The following is a 21996-nucleotide window of genomic DNA, read 5'->3' as shown; positions in this document are numbered from 1 at the left end:
CCGGGCGGAACCCGCACGCCGAAGCGGCCGGATGCCCTTTGCATCATTTAGCCTGCCTAACTTAATATGTGTATATGGCATCTACTTCTTTGCTGCGTCAGCCGAAGGCCGTGTGGGCGACCGCCGGCGCGTCCGTCGTCGCCTTCATGGGCATCGGACTCGTCGACCCGATCCTGCCGTCCATCGCGAGCGGTCTGAACGCCACGGCCGGACAGGTCTCCCTGCTCTTCACCTCGTACTTCCTCATCACCGCCGTGGCGATGCTGGTCACCGGCTTCGTCTCCAGCCGGATCGGCGGCCGCAAGACCCTGCTGCTCGGCCTCGCGTTCGTGGTCGTCTTCGCCGGGCTCGCGGGCACCTCCGGATCGGTCGGCGAACTGGTCGGGTTCCGGGCGGGCTGGGGGCTCGGCAACGCGCTCTTCGTCTCCACGGCCCTCGCCGTCATCGTGGGCGCGGCGGCCGGCGGCAGCGCGGCGGCGATCCTGCTGTACGAGTCCGCGCTCGGCCTCGGCATGGCGTGCGGCCCGCTGCTGGGCGCGCTGCTCGGCGACGCCAGCTGGCGTTACCCGTTCTTCGGTACGGCCTTCCTGATGGCGGTCGGCTTCCTGTGCATCGCGGCGTTCCTCAAGGAGCAGCCGAAGCCGGCCCGCAAGACCTCGCTGCTGGACCCGGTCAAGGCACTCGGACACGGCGGCCTGGCGTCCACGGCGGTCTCGGCGTTCTTCTACAACTACACGTTCTTCACGGTGCTGGCCTTCACGCCCTTCGTGCTGGACATGACCCCGTACCGGTCGGGCGCGGTGTTCTTCGCCTGGGGTGTGCTGCTCGCCGTGTTCTCCGTTGTCGTGGCGCCGCGCGCGCAGGAGCGGTTCGGTTCGCTGCGGGTGCTCGGCGGCTCACTGGTGCTGCTCGCCGTGGACGTGCTGGTCCTCGGCTACGGCGACCACACCACCGCCGTCGTCTGCACGATCCTGTCCGGCGCGTTCATCGGCGTGAACAACACCGTCTACACGGAGCTGGCCCTCGGCGTCTCCGACGCGCCTCGCCCCGTGGCGAGCGCGGGCTACAACTTCGTGCGGTGGTTCGCGGCGGCGGCCGCGCCCTTCTTCGCGCCGCGGATCGAGGAGTGGACCGGCAGCATCCGCATCCCGTTCGTGGTGGCGGCCGTCACGGCTGTCGCGGGCGCTCTCATGGTCGTCGTACGGCGGAAGGCGCTCACGCACGAGGCGCAGGAGCTGGAGACGCGGCACGCGACCGAGGACAGCGTCACCGTGTTCGCCAACTGATGCTTTTCGGCCACTGGTTGGTGAGGTTCCTCACTCCAGCGGGACGGACGTGCGGGCGGGATCCCGAAGGTCCGTCCCGTTCGCCAGCCAGCGCTCCTGGAGGGCCTGGGCGCCGTGCACGCGCTTCCAGGCGGCCTCGTTCGGCGTCATGGGGAGCAGCGGCAGGAAGTGCACGGGGTCGGCGGGCTCGTCGAGTTCCAGGTCCTCCACCAGGCCGCCCGCCTCGGCGACCAGGACCGAGGTGAACGGGGCGCCGGGCCACAGCGGTTCCCCGACGTCCAGGGAGGCGCCCGGGGCCACGATCACGCCCTCCACCTGCGGGGACGCGGCGAGTACGGCGAGCGGGCGGAGCACCTTGTCGGTGTCGGCGATGCCGGAACGGACGGAGAGGACCAGCTCGGCGCGCGGCCCCTTGACCGGGTCGGCGAGCACCGCGGTGGGGTCGCTCATCGGCTGCGCGGACATGCCCAGCGTGGCGTAGCGGACGATCTCGCCCTGCTGGAAACGGAGCACCTCGATGCGGTCCGTACCGAGGAAGGTGACCGCCGCGCGCGCGTCCGGTTCGCCCAGCGCGGTGCGCAACCGGGCCTCGACCAGAGGAAGAACATCAGCCATGCGGCGAGCATAGAACTCGTCAGTACCGGGCAAAGCAGCGCCTTGACACTTCAGTCGGCTGATACTCTTGCCCGGTGTTCGGGGCAGCACGCAGAAGCGTCGCGATCGAGTCCCGACGCCAGATCGACTCCCCTACGGGGAACCCCGAACGGGGTATGGAACGTCCCTCACGAGGGACCGGCCGGAGGAGGTGGGGCTGCAATGGATCGAAGTCGACCGTGCAGTACCACTCGCTCTTCCCGCCACTGATGTAGCTGATTCGGCTGTTCCGCTCCGGCTGACCGCCGCCCTTTCACGCTCGCGTCTTCATACGGAAGAGCACTTCGTTTCGCTTTGCCTGATCTGTCTGATCTGAATCAGCAACGAAGCCCGCCACCGCGACGGTGCGGTGCTCCCCGCTTTGTGGACGTGCCAAACATCCTGAGGTCAGGACGTCCCCATTCCGGGCAGTTCCACCCGTTCGGCGGCCCTCCGCGCTTCGTTGCCCGTTGCGAAGGAGCCTGCCCATGTCGATGATCCGCGACCTGCGTGCCGTGGTCCGCCCGTCCCGCATCTCACTGCGCAAGGACACCGGCGCGTACGACACCACCCGCGACCCGGCGACGCCCTCCGCCGTCGTCGACTGCGCCGTCTACCGCAGCGGCGCTCGCGTCGAGAGCCCGAAGCCCCTGACCCCGCACGAGGCGATGCGTCAGGCGCGGCGTGACGGCGGCTTCGTGTGGATCGGACTGCACGAGCCGACCGAGGCCGAATTCTCCGGCATCGCCAGCGAGTTCGGGCTGCACCCCCTGGCCGTGGAAGACGCGGTGCAGGCCCACCAGCGCCCCAAGCTGGAGCGGTACGACGATTCGCTGTTCACCGTCTTCAAGACCATCCACTACGTCGAGCACGACGAACTCACCGCCAACAGCGAGATCGTCGAGACCGGCGAGGTCATGTGCTTCACCGGACGGGACTTCTTCATCACCGTCCGGCACGGCGGCCAGGGCTCGCTGCGGGCGCTGCGGCACCGGCTGCAGGACGACCCCGAGCTGCTCGCCAAGGGGCCGTCGGCCGTGCTGCACGCGATCGCCGACCATGTCGTCGACGGGTATGTCGCCGTCGCCGACGCGGTGCAGGACGACATCGACGAGGTGGAGACGGAGGTGTTCTCGCCGGGGCGCAAGGGGTCGCCGCGCGGTACGGACGCGGGGCGGATCTACCAACTCAAGCGTGAGGTGCTGGAGTTCAAGCGCGCGGTGTCGCCCCTGCTGCGCCCCATGCAGCTGCTGAGCGAGCGGCCAATGCGGCTGATCGACCCGGACATCCAGAAGTACTTCCGGGACGTCGCCGACCACCTCGCCCGCGTGCAGGAGCAAGTCATCGGCTTCGACGAGCTCCTCAACTCGATCCTCCAGGCCAACCTCGCGCAGGCGTCCGTGGCGCAGAACGAGGACATGCGGAAGATCACGTCGTGGGCCGCGATCATCGCCGTACCGACGATGGTGTGCGGGGTGTACGGGATGAACTTCAAGCACATGCCCGAGCTGCACTGGAAGTACGGCTACCCGGTGATCATGAGCATCACGGTGGCCATCTGTCTGGGCATCCACCGCACGCTGAAGCGGAACGGCTGGCTCTGACCCGGCCGGAGACCGCTGGATAGGCTTGGGCCATGACTAGCGAGCTGCTCGACCAGGCCCTCGTCGAGGAGGCCACGAAGAAGTCCGGCCTCATCTGGGTCCAGGGCCCCGGTGTCCCCGCCCGGGCGCTGTGGCACGTGTGGCACGAGGGTGCGGCGTGTGTCGTGGGCGACGGGCCGGGCGAGCAGCCGCTGCCGGGGCTCGCCGACGGCGGCTCCGCCGAGGTCACCGTGCGCAGCAAGGACAAGGGCGGCCGGCTGGTCTCCTGGAGCGCGAAGGTGGTCGAACTCGCCTCCGGCTCCGAACAGTGGGAGGCGACGGTCGCCGAGCTGAAGGGCAAGCGTCTCAACGCCCCCGACGGCGAGGCCATGCCGTCCCGCTGGGCCCGCGAGTGCCGGGTGCTGCGCCTGGAGCCGACGGGAACCATCGCCCCGCTGCCGGACGGCTCCCTGGCCGAGGCTCCGTTGCCTTCCCCGGCCACGACCCGTCAGCCGATCCCCGCCGGGCTTCCTCGGCTGCTGCTGAAGAAGAAGCGGCGCCGATAGGCGGTCACGACGTCGGCAGCTGCCTGCCGTAGTCCACCGTCTCGCCCTTCGCCGGCTTCTCCAGGGTGAAGTCCTTGCCCCAGGACGAGAAGGTCAAGGTGCCCCCGCCGCCGGCCCGGGTCAGGCGCAGGGGGTACGGGGTGCCCTCCAGGGAGACGTCGAGGGTGCCGCCGGAGCCCGCGTCGCCGGTGATGCGGATGGTGCGGGTGCCGTCCTGCTCGTGGTGGCCGTCCGTCGCCAGCGTGCCGTGGAGGGTCAGCAGGCCGTCGAGGAGGACGTCCTTGTCGGTGAAGCCGCTGAACTTCTTGTACGAGGGGTCGCCCTGCGGCACCTTGACGAACTTGCCGTTCAGCTTGTCCGCGGCCGCGGCGTCCCCCTTGCCCTCGCCGGCCTCGCCGCCCGCATCGCTCCAGAATCCGGCGTCGGCCTTCAGATACAGCTGCTCACCGATCCGCAGCAGCTGGAACGTCGCCCCCTGCGCGGTGACCGACCCCGTCGCGCCGTCGGATTTCAGCCGCATGTCGAGTTTGTAAGTGCGCCCACTGGTCACCACGTTCCCGGAGAGGCGCACCGCATCGGTGGCATCGGCGGCCGCACGGGTCTTGCGCTGGATCTCGGCGGCGGGCAGCTTGCCCACCCCGTTGGTGCCCTCGTCGGGGTCCTCGCTGCATCCCGTCAGTGCCGTTCCCGACACGACCAGGGCGCATACGGCGCTCACCAGCGCGGCCCGGCGAGTACGACCCTGGGGAATCGCAGTCACAGGTGGGGCTGCCTTTCTGTCATGGGACCCGAGCGGCGTACGGCAGCGTACCGGGCGGTCAGGCCCCCGGCGGAGCCAGTCCGTCCGGACCGCTCACCAGGGCGTATCGGATCCGGACGGGCTAGCCTGAAGCCCACCCGAGCGGGCAATTCGGAAAACCGGCACAGCAAGCGAAACAGCGAACACCCAGCAAACAAACAGCGACAGCAACACGGCACACCCCGCACGCAAAGGAGCCGCAGCCATGGCAGCCGGCGCCCCCCGGATCTTCGTCTCGCACCTCGCAGGCGTCGCCGCCTTCGACCCGAACGGCGATCAGGTGGGCCGCGTCCGCGATCTGGTCGTGATGCTGCGCGTCGGCCGACGCCCCCCGCGGCTGCTCGGCCTCGTCGTCGAACTCTCCACCCGGCGCCGCATCTTCCTGCCCATGACCCGCGTCACCAGCATCGAGTCCGGCCAGGTCATCACCACCGGTGTGCTCAACGTCCGCCGCTTCGAGCAGCGCCCCACCGAGCGCCTCGTCTTCGGCGAGCTGCTCGACCGGCGCGTCACCCTCGTCGAGACCGGCGAGGAGGTCACCGTCCTCGATCTGTCGGTGCACCAGCTGCCGGCCCGCAGGGACTGGGAGATCGACAAGGTGTTCGTACGGAAGGGCGGCAAGAGCGGCACCTTCCGGCGCGCCAAGGGCGAGTCGCTGACGGTCGAGTGGTCCGCCGTCACCGGCTTCTCCGCGGAGGAGAAGGGGCAGGGCGCCGAGAGCCTGCTGGCCACCTTCGAGCAGCTGCGCCCCGCCGACCTCGCCAACGTCCTGCACCACCTCTCCCCCAAGCGCCGCGCCGAGGTCGCCGCCGCCCTCGACGACGACCGCCTCGCCGACGTACTCGAAGAGCTCCCGGAGGACGACCAGATCGAGATCCTCGGCAAGCTGAAGGAGGAGCGCGCCGCGGACGTCCTGGAGGCCATGGACCCGGATGATGCCGCTGACCTGCTCGGTGAGCTCCCGGAGGACGACCAGGAGCGGCTGCTGAGCCTGATGCAGCCCGCCGACGCGGCCGACATGCGCCGCCTGATGGCGTACGAGGAGCACACGGCCGGCGGTCTGATGACGACGGAGCCGATCATCCTGCGCCCCGACGCCACCGTCGCCGACGCCCTCGCCCGGGTCCGCAACCCCGACCTGTCCCCCGCCCTCGCCGCCCAGGTCTACGTCTGCCGCCCGCCCGACGAGACACCCACCGGCAAGTACCTCGGCACGGTCCACTTCCAGCGCCTGCTGCGCGACCCGCCGTACACCCTGGTCAGCTCGCTCGTCGACGAGGCCCTGGAGGCCCTGGCGCCGGAGGCCTCGCTGCCGGTCGTCGCCGGGTTCTTCGCGACGTACGACATGGTCGCGGCGCCCGTGGTCGACGAGTCCGGGTCGCTGCTGGGCGCGGTGACCGTGGACGACGTACTGGACCACATGCTGCCCGAGGACTGGCGGGAGACGGAGTTCCACCTGGACGAGGACACGGGCGAGGGGGTGGCGGCCCATGGCTCCTGAGCGGGAGGGCACGCGCGAGCGCGTGGCGTCGGGCGCCACCGCGACCACCAGGGCGCCCCGCGCGCGCCTCGACCAACCCCGGCCGCCGCGCCGCCGCATCCTGCCCGAGTGGGACCCGGAGGCCTTCGGACGGCTGTCGGAGCGGATCGCCCGCTTCATCGGCACCGGGCGGTTCCTCGTCTGGATGACGGTCGTGATCATCGTGTGGGTGCTGTGGAACATCGCCGCACCGAGCGACCTTCGCTGGGACGAGTACCCGTTCATCTTCCTCACCCTGGTCCTGTCCCTGCAGGCCTCGTACGCCGCCCCGCTGATCCTGCTCGCGCAGAACCGGCAGGACGACCGCGACCGGGTCAACCTCGAACAGGACCGCAAGCAGAACGAGCGGTCGATCGCCGACACCGAGTACCTGACCCGCGAGATCGCCGCGCTGCGCATCGGGCTCGGGGAGGTCGCCACCCGCGACTGGATGCGCTCGGAGCTGCAGGACCTGACGAAAGAGCTGGAGGAGCGGCACGACGGTCACCACGGGCACGGGGTATTCCCGGCAGATCGGTCGCCGGGACGTGACGTAGACGACCGGTGACAGGCTTTCCGGGGCATGGCTACCGCGCCGTACCATCGTCTCTATGGCTACGGAAGACGCGGTGCGCGAAGCACTGGCGACGGTGAACGACCCGGAGATCAACCGACCCATCACGGAGCTCGGGATGGTCAAGTCGGTGGAGATCGGCGCGGACGGAGCGGTCGCGGTCACCGTGTACCTGACGGTCTCCGGCTGCCCGATGCGCGAGACGATCACGCAGCGGGTGACGGACGCGGTCTCCCGGGTCGAGGGCGTCACCCGAGTCGACGTCACGCTCGACGTGATGAGCGACGAGCAGCGCAAGGAGCTGGCGAACGCCCTGCGCGGCGGCACCGCCGAGCGCGAGGTCCCCTTCGCCAAGCCCGGCTCGCTCACGCGCGTGTACGCGGTCGCGTCCGGCAAGGGCGGCGTCGGCAAGTCCTCGGTGACGGTCAACCTGGCGGCTGCCATGGCGGCCGACGGCCTGAAGGTGGGCGTCGTCGACGCCGACATCTACGGCCACAGCGTGCCGCGCATGCTGGGCGCCGACGGGCGTCCGACCCAGGTCGAGAACATGATCATGCCGCCGTCCGCGAACGGCGTGAAGGTCATCTCCATCGGCATGTTCACGCCGGGCAACGCCCCGGTCGTGTGGCGCGGCCCGATGCTTCACCGCGCGCTCCAGCAGTTCCTGGCGGACGTGTACTGGGGCGACCTGGACGTCCTGCTCCTCGACCTCCCGCCCGGCACCGGCGACATCGCGATCTCCGTGGCCCAGCTGGTCCCGAACGCCGAGATCCTGGTCGTGACGACCCCGCAGCAGGCGGCCGCGGAAGTGGCCGAGCGGGCGGGCTCCATCGCCGTACAGACCCACCAGAAGATCGTCGGCGTGGTCGAGAACATGTCCGGCCTGCCCTGCCCGCACTGCGGCGAGATGGTCGACGTCTTCGGCACGGGCGGCGGCCAGGTGGTCGCCGACGGCCTGACCCGCACGACGGGCACGAACGTCCCGGTCCTCGGCAACATCCCCATCGACGTCCGCCTGCGCGAGGGCGGCGACGAGGGCAAGCCGGTGGTCCTGACGGACCCGGACTCCCCGGCGGGCTCGGCCCTGCGGTCGATCGCGGGGAAGCTGGGGGGACGGCAGCGGGGCCTGTCGGGCATGTCGCTGGGCATCACGCCGCGCAACAAGTTCTGATTCCCGTACGCCGATGGGGGCGCCGTCCGGTGAGACGGCGCCCCCATCGGCGTAACTGTGCCCGGGTGCAGGGCGACGCCTAGGCGTACGCGGAGATGTCCTTGATCATCGCGAACCCGAGGCCATACGCGCTCAGGCCTCTCCCGTACGCCCCCACGTGCACCCCCTCCTGGGTCGAGCCGGCCAGTACCCAGCCGAACTCGGACTCGCGGTAGTGGAAGGGCGTCGGGACGCCGTCCACCGGCAGGGAGAGCGTCGACCAGTCCGGACCCGCCAGGTCGTCCGCGAGGGCCCAGGCGGTCTCCGTCTGCTGTTCCAGCCAGTCGTCGCGCAGCGAGTGGTCCATCTGCCCGGGCCAGGTGAACGACAGCAGCCCCACCCCGGCGAGCCACGCCGCCGAGGACACCGACGTGGCCTCCAGCAGCCCCGTGCCGTCGGCGCTCCTGCGGGACGGATTCGCCGCGACGGTCACGACCACCGCGAACTTCTCCCGGTCCTCCGTCCCCTCGTTCCGCACGGAGGGCTCGTCACCGTGCCCGATCGATCCGTGTTCCACGGCCCCGTCGGCCGCCATACCGACCTGCATCAGCCAGCGCGGCCCCGTGAAGGCCTCGTCGAGGCCGTACCACGGGAAGGGCGCCAACAGGTAGCCGTCGACCGTGCGCCGGGCGGAGGGGACCTGCTGTCCGCTCTCCACGGCCGGTGCCTGCGCGACCGCCCGACCAGTCGTCTGACTCGTCGTCTCCATGTGCCCGGACGCCTCCTCGTTCTCGCCGGACCAGCCCGGCCCGCCCCCCTTCGGGCGTACTCGTCCGGTCCGCACAACAACTCGGCAGCATAGCCACACCGCTCCTGGCAGTATGGAAAGCGCCCGGCGCGCGAGGCGCGCAGGGGGCGGGTTCAGGCCGTGCGCGACCCGCGCGGAGTATGAGAAGCGTCACGTATGAGTGGTGATCCGCCCCTGTGTTCGTACGGCTTTCGTACGGCTCAGGTGGCGTCCGCGTCGTAGGGCGGGCGCTCCTCGCGGGGGCTCTCGGGCTTCTTCGTCATGTCGATGCTGCCGCCGGAGGAACCGGAGGTGGGGGACGGCGAGGAAGACGACGAGGAGGATCCGGACGACTCCGAGTCACGGCTGTGGACCGCGTCGGTGACCTCGGCCATTTCCTTCTTGAGGTCGAAGCCGTTGCGGATCTCCTTCAGCCCCAGGTCGTCGTTGTCCAGCTGCTTGCGGATGAACGTCTTGGGGTTGAGGTCCTCGAATTCGAAGTCCTTGAACTCCGGTCCCAGTTCCTGCCGGATGTCCTGCTTGGCGCTCTCCGAGAACTCGCGGATCTTGCGGATCGTCCGCGTGACGTCCTGGATGAGCTTCGGGAGCTTGTCCGGACCGAAGACGAGCACGGCGAGGACGATGAGCGTCACCAGCTCGAGCGGTCCTATGTCATTGAACACCTGAAGCTCCTTGCGATGTCCTCGGTCCTCGGCCCTCGGCGGTCTCTGGGTCTTCCGTGGTCCGGGCCGGATCCACGGTACCCGGCGATCCGCTACGACCGGTACTGTCCCGAGGCCTCCGAATGGGATGGGCGTGCGGTTTTCCGGGTTGTTTGCCTTGTCAGGGCCCGAGTAAGGCGGTCGGGCGACGTGCGCTGTGAGGTTTCTGTGAGTCTCAGTGCCCGCTCGACGAGCCGAGTGTCAGCGAGATCCTGATCTCCTTGCCGCCGCGCTCCAAGGTCAGTTCGAGCCGGTCGCCGGGGCGGTGGGCACGGGTCTTGACGATGAGTTCCTCGCCGGAGTGGACGCGCTGGCCGTCGACCTCGGTGATGACGTCGCCCGACTTGATGCCGGCCTTGTCGCCGGGGCCGCCCTCGGAGACCGCGGAGCCGCCGTCGCCGCCCTTCGTGCCGACGCGGGCGCCGTCGCCGCTGTAGTCCATGTCGAGGGTGACGCCGATGACCGGGTGGGTCGCCTTGCCGGTGTTGATCAGCTCCTCGGCGACACGTTTGGCCTGGTTGACCGGTATCGCGAAGCCCAGGCCGATGGAGCCGGACTGGCCGCCGTCCAGGTCGGAGCCGGTGTCGGCGGAGCGGATGGCGGAGTTGATGCCGATCACGCGGGCGCGGGCGTCGAGGAGGGGGCCACCGGAGTTGCCGGGATTGATGGGCGCGTCGGTCTGGAGAGCGTCGACGTACGACACATCGCTCCCGTCGCCGCTCTCGCCGCCGGCCGTGATGGGCCGCTCCTTGGCGCTGATGATGCCGGAGGTGACGGTGCCGGCCAGGTCGAACGGGGCGCCGATGGCGACGACGGGGTCGCCGACCTGGACGTTGTCGGAGTTGCCGAGCGGCAGGGGCTTCAGGCCGCTGACGTCGGTGACCTTGACCACGGCGAGGTCATAGCCGCTGTCCCGTCCGACGACGGTGGCCTTGGCGGTGTCACCGCTGTGGAAGGTCACGGATATTTCGCCGCTGTCACCCGCGGGTTCGACGACGTGGTTGTTGGTGAGGATGTGACCGCGGTCGTCGAGCACGAACCCGGTCCCGGTGCCCTGCTCCTCGTTCCCGCTCACATGCAGCGTCACGACGCTGGGCAGGGCACGAGCGGCGATCCCGGCGACACTGTCCGGCGCCCTCCCGGGCACCTCGGCCGCGGCCTGCGGCAGCTCCACGTCCCCCACACCACCGTTGCGCTCGAGATACGCCCCCACCACACCGCCGACGCCACCGGACACGACGGCGATCAACAGGGCCCCGGCAAGGAGCACCTTCTTGGCACGCTTACGCTGCTGCCCGTCGGTGGCGACGGCGGCGCCGGTCTGCTGGAGGGGGGCGGAGGGGTGAGTCGGGTGGGTGGGGTGCGCGGGGTCGGCGGGGTGGCCGCGGCGGGCCCAGGGGTCGTAGTTCTGCCAGGGGTTGGTGGGGGGCGGGGCGTCGGCGTAGGCGGGGTCGGGGGTCGCCTGGGCGGGGGCCGACTGTGCCTGGGCGGGGATGCCGGCCAGCGGGGCCGCCGGGGCGGGGATGCCGGGCGTCGGGGCAGGGGCGCCGGGGCCAGGGGGCGGCGGCGTGGGCACGCCGGATCCTAGAGGCGCTGCTTGGGTGGGCACGCCGGGGGCGGCGGGGGCCGCGGGAGCCGCGGGAGCCGCCTGTGCGGGGATGCCATGGGCCGGTGACGGGGCAGGAGTGCCGGGGGCCGGGGTCGGCGCCGGAGTGGGTACGCCGGCGGTCGGGGCCGCGGCTGTCGACGGCACGGGCGTGCCTTGCGCTGCGCTCTGCGCGCCCTGCGTCGGAGTCGGCAGGCCGGGCGTGGGGGCCGGCAAGGTGTGCGTCGGTGGTGTCGGCATCGGTGCGGCCGTCCCGTGCGCGGGCGTGGTCGCCGGGTGCTGGACCGGCGGAGCGGGCGCCCAAGGACCGGGCTCGCCATAGGGCGGGGTGCTGTAGGGGTCGGGGTCGTGCAGGGGCTTGGGGCGTTCGTCGACGGGCTCTGCCACAGCGGCGGTGGCACCGTCGGCGGACACCGCGGGGACACTGACCGCACCGCCGGCGGACTCCGTGCCCCCAGTACTTGCGTCGGCGACGGGCCCCACGGCCGCGGCACCGGCATCATCGGCACCCCCCGCGACCGCGGCAGCGTCACCCGCAGACGGGCCGGACACGGGCACCCCACCCGGCCGCGCCAACTCGAAGTCGCCGTCAGCGGAAGCCACGCCGCCACCACCGCCAATCACGGCAGGGCGGGGAAGCTCGAAGTCACCCTCCGCCGAAGCCACACCACCGCTGCCCTTCACAGCCGGGCGAGGAAGCTCGAAGTCACCCTCAGACGAAGCCACGCCGTCGGCCCCGCCCCGCGCGGCGGGCAGCGCCAGTTCGAAGTCGCCGTCACCGTTCGCGTCGCCGATACCGTTCGCGTCGCCATCGGCGCCGCGCTCGCCGGTGCCGTCCGGTGCCCTGCGCTCGGTCGCGTTCGATGCGCCGGGCGCCGTCCCGCTCGTCTCGTCCGGCGTCGGCTCGGTGTCCTCCGCCCGGGCCGACGGACCCTGCGGCCGAGGTCGGTTCCACCACTTCGCCTTCGCGGGCTTCCCCTCGTTCATGCTCTGCTTCCTGCTCGCTGCTGACCGTTGCCCGAGTAGGACGCTTCGCTCACCGCCGCGCCAAGAGAAACGATCGGCCGTTATCCCGCAGCCCGCGGAGACGACTGAGGTCTGCCGGCTTGCCGACCCTGGTTCCTCGGCAGGCCGTCACCGGGAACGTCCCGGCGCCCGAATGCCTACTCAACTCTGCGCTGTCGCGCTCAAGTCCCCGCAGAAACCGGCGACTTCGTGCTACCTCCCCCATCCGGCACGCGGCGTCAACGGCGGCCGCGGTTCATCGACTCCGCGCCCGGCCCGCAGGCACGGCGCGCGGCCCACCCCCGGATTCAATCAGGTTCGTGGGCCGCTGCGCAGAGGCCGGGTCAGCGACCGGTGGCGGAGGAGGTGGAGGGGGATGACGTCGCGTCGGGGACGGGTGCGGCGAGCGGGTCGGGGGTCGCCTTGACCTCGGGGGTCGTGGACCACGCGGTCAGGGCGAGCGGCGGGGTCTCGCTGAGCGGGCGTATCAGTGGGGACATGGCGGCCGCGCCGGCCACCACGGGCGCCGTCAGGGTGCGCATGTCCTGGTCGGCGGGCTGGGCCGGCATCCCTGGCAGGAGGGGGGCCGATACCTCGGTCGGGGCGGCCGGGGTGTCGAGCGTCCGCTCGCCCTGGCCTTGGGCGAGCAGCGGGCCGACTCCACGGCGGCGCTGGTTCTCGGGTGCCGTCGCGGCGCCGGTGCCCTGGGTCCGGGCCGGTGTCACATTACTGCCGCCCGAGCCGCCGCGCGCCTCCGCGTCGGTCGGCACGCTCGACGTGACACCCCCCAGCGCGATCGCGGCCAGCGACACCGCGCCCGCCGCGACGAACGCGAACCGCATACGGGAGGACCCGGAGCGATCGGCGTCAGGACGGCCCACGGGGTGGGTGCGGAAGCCGCGGTCCGAGGCGGGGAGCGCCGGGGCATGGGGACGCGACGGGACGTATCCGAACTCGAAGCGGTCGCCCTGCTTCATTCCGAACACCCCGGTGGCGCCGGGCCGCCCGGTCAGTCCGCCGAATCCTCCCCCGCCCAGCGGCGAGCCGCCGCCGTCCAGGTCACCTCCCCCGGGGAGGCCCTGAAGGCGGGCCAGGAAACTCTCGGAGGGAGGCGGCGGGGCCGCCTCCGCGAAGACGTTCTTCAGCCGGCGCTGGGCGTCGGCCTCGGCCTTGCACTTGGCACAGGTCGCCAAGTGGGCCAGGACGCGCTCGCGCGTCTCATGACCGAGCTCTCCGTCGACGAGGGCGGAGAGTCGGTCTCCCAGGTGCTGCTCGGCCAGGAGCCGTTCTGCGGGGTTGGGTCGAGAGCCACTCACGCGGTCGCGCCCCCTCCTCCCAGTGCGGCCACCCGCGGCACGAAGGAGCGGCGCTCGGCGCGCGCCTCCGGCGAACGGTGGGCGAGGGCCTTGCGCAGCTGCGAGCGGCCACGGTGGATACGGGACCGGACGGTGCCGAGCTTGACGCCCAGGGTCGCGGCGATCTCCTCGTACGACAGTCCTTCGATGTCGCACAGGACGACCGCGGCGCGGAACTCGGGCGCGAGGGTGTCGAGGGCCTGCTGGACGTCCGCGTCGAAGTGCGCGTCGTTGAAGACCTGCTGCGGTGTGGGCTCCTTGCTGGGCAGCCGCTCGGCCGCGTCCTCGCCCAGCGCGTCGAAACGGATGCGCTGCTTGCGGCGGACCATGTCCAGGAAGAGGTTCGTGGTGATGCGGTGCAGCCAGCCCTCGAAGGTGCCCGGCGTGTACGTCGACAGAGAGCGGAAGACGCGGACGAAGACCTCCTGGGTGAGGTCCTCGGCGTCGTGCTGGTTGCCCGTCAGGCGGTAGGCCAGACGGTAGACGCGGCCGCTGTGCGTGCTGACGATCTCCTCCCACGTGGGCGGAGTCCACGCCTGCCCGTCCGCGTCGGTGGAGAAGGTCGCGGTCTGGGCGTAGTCGCCGGCGTGGCTGTGGTCAGCGGTGTCGTTCACGGATTTCGGCCTGCCCGCCGACCCGAGAAAGCGCCGCAGCACTCCTCCCCGGTCCACAGGCGCAGCCGCACCTCCCCTGTCGGCTCTGGTGGTGTCCAGTGGAGCCCCTACCATAGCCACCTCGCCCGTTAGCTCCGGATAAGCGGTTTTACGAGAATTTGATCTGGGCTGACACGGCTGGTGCGCCTGCGTCAGCACTTGCTCTCGGCCCTGCTCGCCATCGTGATCCAACTGTGTCCCCCCGCTCGTCTTCCCACCCCTCTAAACGCCCGGTCCCATCTGCGGGTTCCCGTCGGCAACGGATACAGTCACGCCCAGGCAACCACGGGGACAGGAGAGGGCCATTACCGGCAACCGGCAGACGAGCTGGGCGTTCGCCGACGCCTACGTCGCCGAGGACGAAGTCCTGCGCTGGGCCCGCGACCGGGCCCGTGAGGCGGGGCTGCGCTCGGTGTCGCCCGGCACGGGCGCGGCGCTTCGGTTGCTGGCGGCCTCGGTGGACGCGAAGGCGGTGGCGGAGATCGGTACCGGCACCGGCGTCTCCGGCATCCACCTCCTGCACGGCATGCGCCCCGACGGCGTCCTGACCACGGTGGACCCCGAACCCGAACACCAGCAGTTCGCCCGCCAGGCCTTCCGCGCCTCCGGCTTCGCCAGCAACCGCGCCCGCTTCATCCCGGGCCGCGCCCTCGACGTCCTGCCCCGCCTCGCGGACGCCGGTTACGACCTCGTCTTCTGTGACGGCGACCGGCTGGAGTTCCTCGACTATCTCGCTGAATCGTTGCGCCTGCTGCGTCCGGGTGGCCTCGTCGTCTTCGAGGGCGTCTTCGCCAACGGCCGCACGGTGGACTCGGGCCCGCAGCCCACGGAAGTCATACGTATCCGGGAGCTGCTGCGCGCGGTGCGGGAGAGCCAGGAGCTGGTGCCGTCGCTGCTGCCGGTCGGGGACGGGCTGCTGTGCGCGGTCAAGCGATGACCGTTTGACCGACCGTACGTCATGGACGTACGGAAGAAGCGACCTGACGAAGCGACGAACTGAACAAGCAACGACCCCGGCACCATGTGCGATGCCGGGGCCGCCGAAAGGTAAGGGTCGCTGCCGCGTCAGCCGACGACCTTCTTGAGGGCGTCGCCGAGCGCGTCGGCCTCGTCAGGGGTCAGCTCGACGACGAGCCGACCGCCGCCTTCGAGCGGAACGCGCATGACGATGCCCCGCCCCTCCTTGGTCACCTCGAGCGGGCCATCGCCCGTCCGCGGCTTCATGGCCGCCATGCTCGTTCCCCTTCCTGAAACCAGCTCATCGTCAAAGCCGACGGCCCCATGGAGGGCACGCGCGTCTGGCATGAGACACGCGACACCGGCATCGAACACATTGCTTCCAAGCCATTATCCCGCATCTCAGGACCCGATGACCAACATCAGTCGGCATCGCTTGGGCAACGCGCGCGAGCAAAACCACTCAATTCGGCGATGTGACTGCGATACTGCGCCACCGCACACGCTTCGGCCGAACAGAACCGGTCACGAATTCTTTGACGCAGGTCACACGTCCGGTCAGCGCCGTTGCCGGTGATCTCCGCCATGCTGTCCCTCAGACAAGTGCGTACCGACGAGTACGCCCAGCCGCGACACCGGAGGGGATACACCATGGCCGACACCGTGCTCTACGAGGTGAGCGACGGACTCGCGACGATCACGCTGAACCGCCCCGAGGCGATGAACGCGCTGAACATCGCGGCCAAGGTCGCCCTGCGGGACGCGGTCCAGGCTGCGGCGGGCGACGACGCGGTACGGGCCGTGCTGCTGACCGCGGCCGGGGAGCGGGCGTTCTGCGTGGGCCAGGACCTCAAGGAGCACATCGGGCTGCTGATCTCCGACCGGGAGACCGGGACCCGGCAGACGATGAACACGGTGCGGGAGCACTACAACCCGATCGTGCGGGCGCTGACCGAGATGCCGAAGCCCGTGGTGGCCGGGGTGAACGGGGTCGCGGCCGGGGCGGGCTTCGGTTTCGCGCTGGCCGCGGACTATCGCGTCGTGGCCGACACGGCTGCGTTCAACACGTCCTTCGCGGGGGTCGCGCTGACCGCCGACTCCGGGATCTCGTGGACGCTGCCGCGGGTCGTCGGCCCGGGCCGCGCCGCCGACCTGCTGCTCTTCCCGCGGAGCATCAAGGCGCAGGAGGCGTACGAGCTCGGTATCGCCAACCGGCTGGTGCCCGCGGGTGAGCTGCGCGAGGAGGCCGAGAAGGTGGCGCGGGCGCTTGCCGAGGGGCCGACGGTGGCGTACGGGGCGATCAAGGAGGCGATGGCGTTCGGGATGTCGCACTCCCTGGCCGAGACCTTGGAGAAGGAGGACGAGCTGCAGACGCGGGCGGGGTCTTCGGAGGATCACGCGATCGCTGTGCAGGCCTTCGTCAACAAGGAGAAGCCGAAGTACTTGGGCCGGTGAGCTCGGGGCGGTAGCGCCGTCAGGGGCTGCGGGTTCGTTCGGGTTGATCGCGCCCACGCGGCGCGGTCGCATGTCGATAGGGCCCCGCGCCCCTCAGGGGGCGCTTCTCGCGACGCAGGTTTCCAAGTGGTCGTCGACCAGGCCGCACGCTTGCATCAGGGCGTATGCCGTCGTCGGGCCCACGAAGCGCAGGCCGCGCTTCTTCAGGGCCTTGGACAGGGCCGTCGATTCCGGTGTGACCGCCGCGACGTCCGCCAAGGTCTTCGGGACCGGGCGGGTGGTCGGATCCGGCGCGTGGGACCAGATCAGGGCGTCCAGTTCGCCCGGGGTCCAGTCGGCGAGCACGCGTGCGTTGGCGAGGGTCGCGTCGATCTTGGCTCGGTTGCGGATGATGCCCTCGTCGGCGAGGAGGCGGTCCTTGTCGGAGTCCGTGAAGGTCGCGACCTTGGCGATCTCGAAGCCTGCGAAGGCGGCGCGGAAGCCCTCGCGGCGGCGCAGGATCGTGATCCAGGACAGGCCCGACTGGAAGGCCTCCAGGCTGAGGCGTTCGTAGAGCGCGTCGTCGCCGTGGACCGGGCGGCCCCACTCCTCGTCGTGGTAGGTCACGTAGTCCGCGGTGGACAGCGCCCACGGGCAGCGCAGGGCGCCGTCCGGGCCGGCGAGGGCCGTACCGTCGCTCATCACTGGTCCTCCTGGGCGCGCTTCTCCATCGACACATGGCCGGCCGACGCCTGCGCGCCCGCCAGCGCGGACTCCAGGTCGGCGATGCGGGCGTCGCGCTCGGCGAGCTCGGCGCCGAGGCGGCTGAGGGCGTCGTCGACGTCGGACATGCGGTAGCCGCGGGCGGCGAGCGGGAAGCGGAGGGTCTCGATGTCCACGCGGCTGATCGGGCGGTCCAGCGGCAGCAGGTCCTGCAGGCGCTCGGGCGCGGCCTCCGGCAAGGGGCCGTCGCCGTCGCCGCCGCCCACCACGGCGAGCGTCACCGCGGCGACCACGACGGCGAGCGCGACGACCAGGAACAAGAACATAACCATCGCTGTGGCCCCCACGGTCGGTGAATGCGAGCGGTCGAGTGTGTCAGGGTCCGATCGTGCCATGCGACTCTGACAGTTAGGGTCACAGGCGGCCGAAGGCCGACGACTTGCCAGGACGTACTAGGAGAGGTCACAGGGGATGCTCAGGCTGGGCAGGCGTGAGTTCGACACGCACGAGCCGGTGATCATGGCGATCGTGAACCGGACCCCGGACTCCTTCTACGACCAAGGGGCGACGTTCCGCGACGAGCCCGCCCTCGCGCGCGTGGAGCAGGCGGTGGCGGAAGGGGCGGCCATCATCGACATCGGTGGGGTCAAGGCCGGGCCGGGGGAAGAGGTGACCGCCGAGGAGGAGGCGCGGCGGACGGTCGGGTTCGTGGCCGAGGTGCGGCGGCGTTTCCCGGACGTCGTGATCAGTGTGGACACCTGGCGGGCCGAGGTCGGTGTGGCGGTGTGCGAGGCGGGGGCGGATCTGCTGAACGACGCGTGGGGTGGGGTGGATCCGGGGCTGGCGGAGGTCGCTGCGCGGTACGGGGTGGGGCTGGTGTGCACGCATGCGGGAGGTGCCGAGCCTCGGACTCGGCCGCATCGGGTGACGTACGACGACGTCATGGCCGACATTCTTCGGGTGACGGTGGGGTTGGCCGAGCGGGCGTTGGCGCTGGGGGTGCCGCGGGAGTCGATCCTGATCGATCCCGGGCACGACTTCGGGAAGAACACGCGGCACAGTCTTGAGGCGACTCGGCGGTTGGGGGAGATGGTGGAGACGGGGTGGCCGGTGCTGGTGTCCCTCTCCAACAAGGACTTCGTCGGGGAGACGCTGGACAAGCCTGTGAAGGAGCGGGTGGTGGGGACGTTGGCTACGACTGCGGTGTCGGCGTGGCTGGGGGCGCAGGTGTACCGGGTCCATGAGGTGGCGGAGACTCGGCAGGTCCTGGACATGGTGGCGTCGATCGCGGGGCACCGGCCGCCGGCGGCGGCGCGGCGGGGGTTGGCCTGACGGCTTTCCTCGCCCCCGCCGCCCCTACCCGTCCCATCCCCAGGGGCTGCCGCCCCTTCGGCTCCGCCCCCTGGGACAGTTGCCCAAGGGGCCGCACCCTTTTACTCATCGGCTCAAGCCCAGCGCTAGCGCCCCGCCTCCTTCGACACCAGCGCCACCGCCTCCTCCACGTCGTCCGTGACGTGGAACAGGAGCAGGTCCTTCTCCGAAGCCTTGCCCTGGGCAATCAGCGTGTTCTTGAGCCAGTCGACGAGGCCGCCCCAGTACTCGCTGCCGAACAGGACGATCGGGAAGCGGGTGACCTTCTGGGTCTGGACCAGGGTGAGGGCCTCGAAGAGTTCGTCGAGGGTGCCGAGGCCGCCGGGGAGGACCACGAAGCCCTGGGCGTACTTGACGAACATCATCTTGCGGACGAAGAAGTACCGGAAGTTCAGCCCGATGTCGACGTAGGGGTTGAGGCCCTGCTCGAAGGGGAGCTCGATGCCGAGGCCGACCGAGATGCCGCCCGCCTCGCACGCGCCCTTGTTCGCCGCCTCCATGGCGCCGGGGCCACCGCCCGTGATCACCGCGAAGCCCGCATCGACCAGGCCTCGGCCGAGCCGGACTCCGGCGTCGTACTCGGAAGAGTCGACCGGTGTACGCGCCGAGCCGAACACACTGATCGCCGCCGGGAGTTCGGCGAGCGTGCCGAAGCCCTCGATGAACTCCGACTGGATACGGAGGACGCGCCAGGGGTCCGTGTGGACCCAGTCCGAGGGGCCGCCCGCGTCCAGCAGTCGCTGGTCGGTCGTACTCGCCGTCACCTGGTCCCGCCTCCGGAGAACCGGGCCCAGACGCTGCTCCGACGGTGGCTGCTTCTTCCCCTCGGGGTTGCCGGTAGCCATGTGCGCTCCCTCCACTGCGGGGCCTGCTGGTGTTGCAGGTCGTTCCACCTCAGCGTAGATCCACGCGGGTTACGGACGGGGGACGTGAGCATGACCGCCATAAAGCGCCCTCCCCGCACTCCCCACCCCCGCCCGTCACCGCGGTGCTACGCCGTGAGCCACGCCCTCAGCCGCTCCTCCCCCGCCAGGATCTTCCCGGTCTCCACCCGTTCGTCCCGCTTGTGCGCCAAGTGCGGGTTGCCGGGGCCGTAGTTGACCGCCGGGATGCCCAGGGACGAGAAGCGGGAGACGTCCGTCCAGCCGTACTTGGGGCGAGCAATCCCTCCGACCGCCTCCATGAACGCCGCTGCCGCCGGGTGGGACAGCCCCGGCAGCGCGCCGCCGCTGTGGTCGTCCACCACGAACTCCTCGACCCCGCAGTCGGCGAAGACCTCGCGGACGTGCGCGACGGCCTCCTCCTCCGTACGGTCCGGCGCGTAGCGGAAGTTGACGGTCACGACGCATTCGTCGGGGATGACGTTGCCCGCCACGCCGCCCGAGATGCCGACCGCGTTCAGGCCCTCCCGGTACTCCAGGCCGTCGATCACCGGGTAACGGGGTTCGTACGACGCCAGCCTCGCCAGGATCGGCGCCGCCGCGTGGATCGCGTTCGAGCCCATCCAGCTGCGCGCGGAGTGGGCGCGCTCGCCCTTGGTCTTGAGCAGGACCCTGAGCGTGCCCTGGCAGCCGCCCTCGACCTCGCCGTCCGACGGCTCCAGGAGCACCGCGAAATCGCCCTCCAGCCACTCGAGGCGGGCCTCGGACACATGCTTGAGGCCGTTGAGGTCCGCGGTCACCTCTTCGTTGTCGTAGAAGACGAAGGTGAGGTCGCGGTTCGGGGCCGGGACCGTCGCCGCGATGCGCAGCTGGACCGCGACGCCCGACTTCATGTCGCAGGTGCCGCAGCCCCACAGGACGCCGTCCTCGTCCAGCCTCGACGGGACGTTGTCCGCGATGGGCACCGTGTCGATGTGGCCGGCGAGGATCACGCGCTCGGGCCGCCCCAGGTTCGTACGCGCCACGACGTTGTTGCCGTACCGCTCGACCGTCAGATGCGGCAGGGCGCGCAGGGCCGTCTCGATGGCGTCCGCGAGGGGTTGCTCGGCGCCGCTGACGGAGGGGAAGTCGACGAGCTGCGCGGTGAGCCGCGCGGCGTCCAGCGTGAGGTCAAGGGAGGTGTCGGCCATGGTGCCGACCCTAACGCCCCCGGTCGCGGGCCCACTTTCCCCACTCGACCCATACCCCCCAGTAACCTCGGCTACCTTGTAGGGCGTGCCGAAGCCGTCCCCCTCTCCCAAACGTCGTGGCCGCCTCCTGCGTCGCGGGGCGGCCTTCGTGGTCCTGCTCGCCGTCGCGGGGTATCTCGCGGTGCAGTACGTCACCGGAGGCACGGGCGAGCCGGGCTGCGAGGTCGTCTCGGGCAGGGGCGACGGATCGAGATACGCGTTCACGCCGGAGCAGGCGGTGAACGCGGCGACGATCGCCGCCGTCGGCACCGGCCGCGGGCTGCCCGAGCGGGCCGTGACCATCGCGCTCGCCACCGCGCTGCAGGAGTCGGGACTGCGCAACATCAGCCACGGCGACCGCGACTCGCTGGGCCTGTTCCAGCAGCGGCCCTCGCAGGGCTGGGGCACCGAGCAGGAGATCCAGGACCCGATCTACTCGTCGGGCATCTTCTACGAGCACCTGGTCAAGGTCCGCGGTTACACGGAGCTGCCGCTCACCGTCGCCGCGCAGCGCGTGCAGCGCAGCGGCTTTCCTGAGGCGTACGCCAAGCACGAGCCGGACGCGACGCTGCTCGCCGCCGCGCTCACCGGGCGTTCGGCCGCGACACTGACCTGCGAGGGGCGTCCCGGCGCCACGCGGACCGCGGGTCCTGACGCCGTACGGGCCGCGCTCGTACGGGACTTCGGGCAGGACGCGCTTCAGTCGGCCGCCGCGGAGGTGGGCGCCGAGAAGGCCACGCCCACGCCCGCTCCTTCCGCGATCGAGAGCGACGGGCGGACCGTCGTACTGCCCGTGACCGCCGACGGGGGGTCCGGCGCCGGGCGCAGTGTCCGCGAGCGCGGGTGGCAGCTGGCCCACTGGGCCGTGGCCAACGCCTCCGATCTGCACATCCAGCGGGTGTCGTATGCCGGGCGGGAGTGGACCGCCGGGAACACCGACAGCCAGTGGCGTGCGATGGCCACGGAGGGCGCCTCGGAGAGTGCCTCGGGGGCGGAGAGCGGTCTGGACGCGGTCCGCATCGTCACGGCTCAGTAGTCGGCCCAGCAGCTGACTCAGCAGTCGGCTCAGCCGTACTCGCGCAGCACCCGTGCGGCCGTTCGGAGGATCACCCTCGCGGGTTACCCGAGGTGTCGGTCGGCGGCGGCGTGGGCAGGTTTTCGCG

23 protein-coding genes are annotated in these 21996 nt (G+C 70.9%); 10 read left to right on the top strand and 13 right to left on the bottom strand.

Going from position 1 to position 21996, the window contains the following annotated elements:
* Window positions 1-74 precede the first annotated feature (74 nt).
* Window positions 75-1286, top strand: a complete 1212-nt coding sequence (locus PBV52_RS31945) for an MFS transporter (RefSeq protein WP_274243120.1) — start codon at window positions 75-77, stop codon at window positions 1284-1286.
* 30 nt (window positions 1287-1316) lie between these two features.
* Here PBV52_RS31945 and PBV52_RS31940 read toward each other — a convergent pair whose 3' ends face one another.
* Complete coding sequence (locus PBV52_RS31940) at window positions 1317-1901, bottom strand: suppressor of fused domain protein (RefSeq protein WP_274243118.1); 585 nt, start codon at window positions 1899-1901, stop codon at window positions 1317-1319.
* Window positions 1902-2407: 506 nt separating this feature from the next.
* Here PBV52_RS31940 and PBV52_RS31935 point away from each other — a divergent pair.
* Window positions 2408-3523, top strand: coding sequence for a magnesium and cobalt transport protein CorA (locus PBV52_RS31935; protein ID WP_274243117.1), 1116 nt, complete (start codon window positions 2408-2410; stop codon window positions 3521-3523).
* A gap of 32 nt (window positions 3524-3555) precedes the next feature.
* The gene (locus PBV52_RS31930; RefSeq protein WP_274243116.1) at window positions 3556-4068 is read left to right on the top strand and encodes a hypothetical protein; all 513 of its coding nucleotides are present in this window, start codon (window positions 3556-3558) and stop codon (window positions 4066-4068) included.
* A 4-nt stretch (window positions 4069-4072) separates the two neighbouring features.
* On the opposite strand, the gene PBV52_RS31925 is transcribed toward PBV52_RS31930, so the two are convergent.
* Window positions 4073-4828, bottom strand: coding sequence for a hypothetical protein (locus tag PBV52_RS31925; protein ID WP_274243114.1), 756 nt, complete (start codon window positions 4826-4828; stop codon window positions 4073-4075).
* 244 nt (window positions 4829-5072) lie between these two features.
* Between PBV52_RS31925 and PBV52_RS31920 the strand changes: the two genes are divergently transcribed.
* From PBV52_RS31920 to PBV52_RS31910, 3 genes are read left to right on the top strand one after another with little or no spacing between them, the layout of a single operon-like run.
* Window positions 5073-6368, top strand: coding sequence for a magnesium transporter MgtE N-terminal domain-containing protein (locus PBV52_RS31920; RefSeq protein WP_274243113.1), 1296 nt, complete (start codon window positions 5073-5075; stop codon window positions 6366-6368).
* On the top strand, window positions 6358-6954 hold the full coding sequence (locus PBV52_RS31915; protein WP_274243112.1) for a DUF1003 domain-containing protein: 597 nt from the start codon (window positions 6358-6360) through the stop codon (window positions 6952-6954). The genes PBV52_RS31920 and PBV52_RS31915 overlap by 11 nt, the downstream gene beginning before the upstream one ends.
* 43 nt (window positions 6955-6997) lie before the next feature.
* A complete protein-coding gene (locus tag PBV52_RS31910) occupies window positions 6998-8131 on the top strand; it encodes an Mrp/NBP35 family ATP-binding protein (protein WP_274243110.1) in 1134 nt (377 codons plus the stop codon).
* Between the two features lie 79 nt (window positions 8132-8210).
* Here PBV52_RS31910 and PBV52_RS31905 read toward each other — a convergent pair whose 3' ends face one another.
* From PBV52_RS31905 to sigE, 5 genes are all read right to left on the bottom strand, one after another.
* Complete coding sequence (locus tag PBV52_RS31905; protein ID WP_274243108.1) at window positions 8211-8879, bottom strand: hypothetical protein; 669 nt, start codon at window positions 8877-8879, stop codon at window positions 8211-8213.
* A gap of 239 nt (window positions 8880-9118) precedes the next feature.
* Window positions 9119-9580 carry a sec-independent translocase gene (locus tag PBV52_RS31900; protein ID WP_274243107.1) on the bottom strand — a complete coding sequence of 154 codons (462 nt, stop codon included), beginning with the start codon at window positions 9578-9580 and terminating at the stop codon, window positions 9119-9121.
* 214 nt (window positions 9581-9794) lie between these two features.
* On the bottom strand, window positions 9795-12212 hold the full coding sequence (locus PBV52_RS31895) for a trypsin-like peptidase domain-containing protein (protein WP_373921933.1): 2418 nt from the start codon (window positions 12210-12212) through the stop codon (window positions 9795-9797).
* A gap of 362 nt (window positions 12213-12574) precedes the next feature.
* Window positions 12575-13546: an anti-sigma factor gene (locus tag PBV52_RS31890; protein WP_274243105.1), complete on the bottom strand. Its 972-nt coding sequence runs from the start codon at window positions 13544-13546 to the stop codon at window positions 12575-12577.
* The gene (gene sigE, locus PBV52_RS31885) at window positions 13543-14241 is read right to left on the bottom strand and encodes an RNA polymerase sigma factor SigE (protein WP_037642843.1); all 699 of its coding nucleotides are present in this window, start codon (window positions 14239-14241) and stop codon (window positions 13543-13545) included. Before sigE ends, PBV52_RS31890 begins: the two co-directional genes overlap by 4 nt.
* A gap of 235 nt (window positions 14242-14476) precedes the next feature.
* Between sigE and PBV52_RS31880 the strand changes: the two genes are divergently transcribed.
* On the top strand, window positions 14477-15175 hold the full coding sequence (locus PBV52_RS31880) for an O-methyltransferase (RefSeq protein ID WP_306801496.1): 699 nt from the start codon (window positions 14477-14479) through the stop codon (window positions 15173-15175).
* Between the two features lie 128 nt (window positions 15176-15303).
* On the opposite strand, the gene PBV52_RS31875 is transcribed toward PBV52_RS31880, so the two are convergent.
* Window positions 15304-15471, bottom strand: coding sequence for a DUF3117 domain-containing protein (locus PBV52_RS31875; protein ID WP_003966491.1), 168 nt, complete (start codon window positions 15469-15471; stop codon window positions 15304-15306).
* Window positions 15472-15617: 146 nt separating this feature from the next.
* The gene (locus PBV52_RS31870; protein WP_274243026.1) at window positions 15618-15782 is read right to left on the bottom strand and encodes a hypothetical protein; all 165 of its coding nucleotides are present in this window, start codon (window positions 15780-15782) and stop codon (window positions 15618-15620) included.
* A gap of 64 nt (window positions 15783-15846) precedes the next feature.
* Here PBV52_RS31870 and PBV52_RS31865 point away from each other — a divergent pair, with 64 nt between their 5' ends.
* On the top strand, window positions 15847-16650 hold the full coding sequence (locus tag PBV52_RS31865; protein ID WP_274243025.1) for an enoyl-CoA hydratase/isomerase family protein: 804 nt from the start codon (window positions 15847-15849) through the stop codon (window positions 16648-16650).
* Window positions 16651-16743: 93 nt separating this feature from the next.
* Here PBV52_RS31865 and PBV52_RS31860 read toward each other — a convergent pair whose 3' ends face one another.
* The gene (locus PBV52_RS31860) at window positions 16744-17331 is read right to left on the bottom strand and encodes a DNA-3-methyladenine glycosylase I (RefSeq protein ID WP_274243023.1); all 588 of its coding nucleotides are present in this window, start codon (window positions 17329-17331) and stop codon (window positions 16744-16746) included.
* Window positions 17331-17678, bottom strand: coding sequence for a DivIVA domain-containing protein (locus tag PBV52_RS31855; protein WP_274243021.1), 348 nt, complete (start codon window positions 17676-17678; stop codon window positions 17331-17333). The genes PBV52_RS31860 and PBV52_RS31855 overlap by 1 nt, the downstream gene beginning before the upstream one ends.
* Before the next feature lie 145 nt (window positions 17679-17823).
* Between PBV52_RS31855 and folP the strand changes: the two genes are divergently transcribed.
* Complete coding sequence (gene folP, locus PBV52_RS31850) at window positions 17824-18684, top strand: dihydropteroate synthase (RefSeq protein ID WP_274243019.1); 861 nt, start codon at window positions 17824-17826, stop codon at window positions 18682-18684.
* A gap of 125 nt (window positions 18685-18809) precedes the next feature.
* Here folP and PBV52_RS31845 read toward each other — a convergent pair whose 3' ends face one another.
* The gene (locus PBV52_RS31845) at window positions 18810-19568 is read right to left on the bottom strand and encodes a TIGR00730 family Rossman fold protein (RefSeq protein WP_274243017.1); all 759 of its coding nucleotides are present in this window, start codon (window positions 19566-19568) and stop codon (window positions 18810-18812) included.
* A 146-nt stretch (window positions 19569-19714) separates the two neighbouring features.
* Window positions 19715-20794, bottom strand: coding sequence for a succinyl-diaminopimelate desuccinylase (gene dapE, locus PBV52_RS31840; RefSeq protein ID WP_274243016.1), 1080 nt, complete (start codon window positions 20792-20794; stop codon window positions 19715-19717).
* Window positions 20795-20879: 85 nt separating this feature from the next.
* Between dapE and PBV52_RS31835 the strand changes: the two genes are divergently transcribed.
* On the top strand, window positions 20880-21869 hold the full coding sequence (locus PBV52_RS31835) for a heavy metal transporter (RefSeq protein WP_274243015.1): 990 nt from the start codon (window positions 20880-20882) through the stop codon (window positions 21867-21869).
* Window positions 21870-21996: the final 127 nt, after the last annotated feature.

It is taken from the genome of Streptomyces sp. T12 (assembly GCF_028736035.1).
GTDB lineage: Bacteria > Actinomycetota > Actinomycetes > Streptomycetales > Streptomycetaceae > Streptomyces.
The sequence above is the reverse complement of the archived record's forward strand: the minus strand, read 5'-3'. Positions and strand labels throughout refer to the sequence as shown.

What these genes read in the sequence shown, in the direction of transcription:
- PBV52_RS31940 (WP_274243118.1), bottom strand. Translation starts at nt 1,901, where the DNA reads ATGGCTGATGTTCTTCCTCTGGTCGAGGCCCGGTTGCGCACCGCGCTG.
- PBV52_RS31870 (WP_274243026.1), bottom strand. Translation starts at nt 15,782, where the DNA reads ATGGCGGAGATCACCGGCAACGGCGCTGACCGGACGTGTGACCTGCGT.
- PBV52_RS31875 (WP_003966491.1), bottom strand. Translation starts at nt 15,471, where the DNA reads ATGGCGGCCATGAAGCCGCGGACGGGCGATGGCCCGCTCGAGGTGACC.
- PBV52_RS31920 (WP_274243113.1), top strand. Translation starts at nt 5,073, where the DNA reads ATGGCAGCCGGCGCCCCCCGGATCTTCGTCTCGCACCTCGCAGGCGTC.
- PBV52_RS31865 (WP_274243025.1), top strand. Translation starts at nt 15,847, where the DNA reads ATGGCCGACACCGTGCTCTACGAGGTGAGCGACGGACTCGCGACGATC.
- PBV52_RS31905 (WP_274243108.1), bottom strand. Translation starts at nt 8,879, where the DNA reads ATGGAGACGACGAGTCAGACGACTGGTCGGGCGGTCGCGCAGGCACCG.
- PBV52_RS31930 (WP_274243116.1), top strand. Translation starts at nt 3,556, where the DNA reads ATGACTAGCGAGCTGCTCGACCAGGCCCTCGTCGAGGAGGCCACGAAG.
- PBV52_RS31915 (WP_274243112.1), top strand. Translation starts at nt 6,358, where the DNA reads ATGGCTCCTGAGCGGGAGGGCACGCGCGAGCGCGTGGCGTCGGGCGCC.
- PBV52_RS31895 (WP_373921933.1), bottom strand. Translation starts at nt 12,212, where the DNA reads ATGAACGAGGGGAAGCCCGCGAAGGCGAAGTGGTGGAACCGACCTCGG.
- folP (WP_274243019.1), top strand. Translation starts at nt 17,824, where the DNA reads ATGCTCAGGCTGGGCAGGCGTGAGTTCGACACGCACGAGCCGGTGATC.
- PBV52_RS31855 (WP_274243021.1), bottom strand. Translation starts at nt 17,678, where the DNA reads ATGTTCTTGTTCCTGGTCGTCGCGCTCGCCGTCGTGGTCGCCGCGGTG.
- PBV52_RS31910 (WP_274243110.1), top strand. Translation starts at nt 6,998, where the DNA reads ATGGCTACGGAAGACGCGGTGCGCGAAGCACTGGCGACGGTGAACGAC.
- PBV52_RS31935 (WP_274243117.1), top strand. Translation starts at nt 2,408, where the DNA reads ATGTCGATGATCCGCGACCTGCGTGCCGTGGTCCGCCCGTCCCGCATC.
- dapE (WP_274243016.1), bottom strand. Translation starts at nt 20,794, where the DNA reads ATGGCCGACACCTCCCTTGACCTCACGCTGGACGCCGCGCGGCTCACC.
- PBV52_RS31945 (WP_274243120.1), top strand. Translation starts at nt 75, where the DNA reads ATGGCATCTACTTCTTTGCTGCGTCAGCCGAAGGCCGTGTGGGCGACC.
- PBV52_RS31860 (WP_274243023.1), bottom strand. Translation starts at nt 17,331, where the DNA reads ATGAGCGACGGTACGGCCCTCGCCGGCCCGGACGGCGCCCTGCGCTGC.
- PBV52_RS31845 (WP_274243017.1), bottom strand. Translation starts at nt 19,568, where the DNA reads ATGGCTACCGGCAACCCCGAGGGGAAGAAGCAGCCACCGTCGGAGCAG.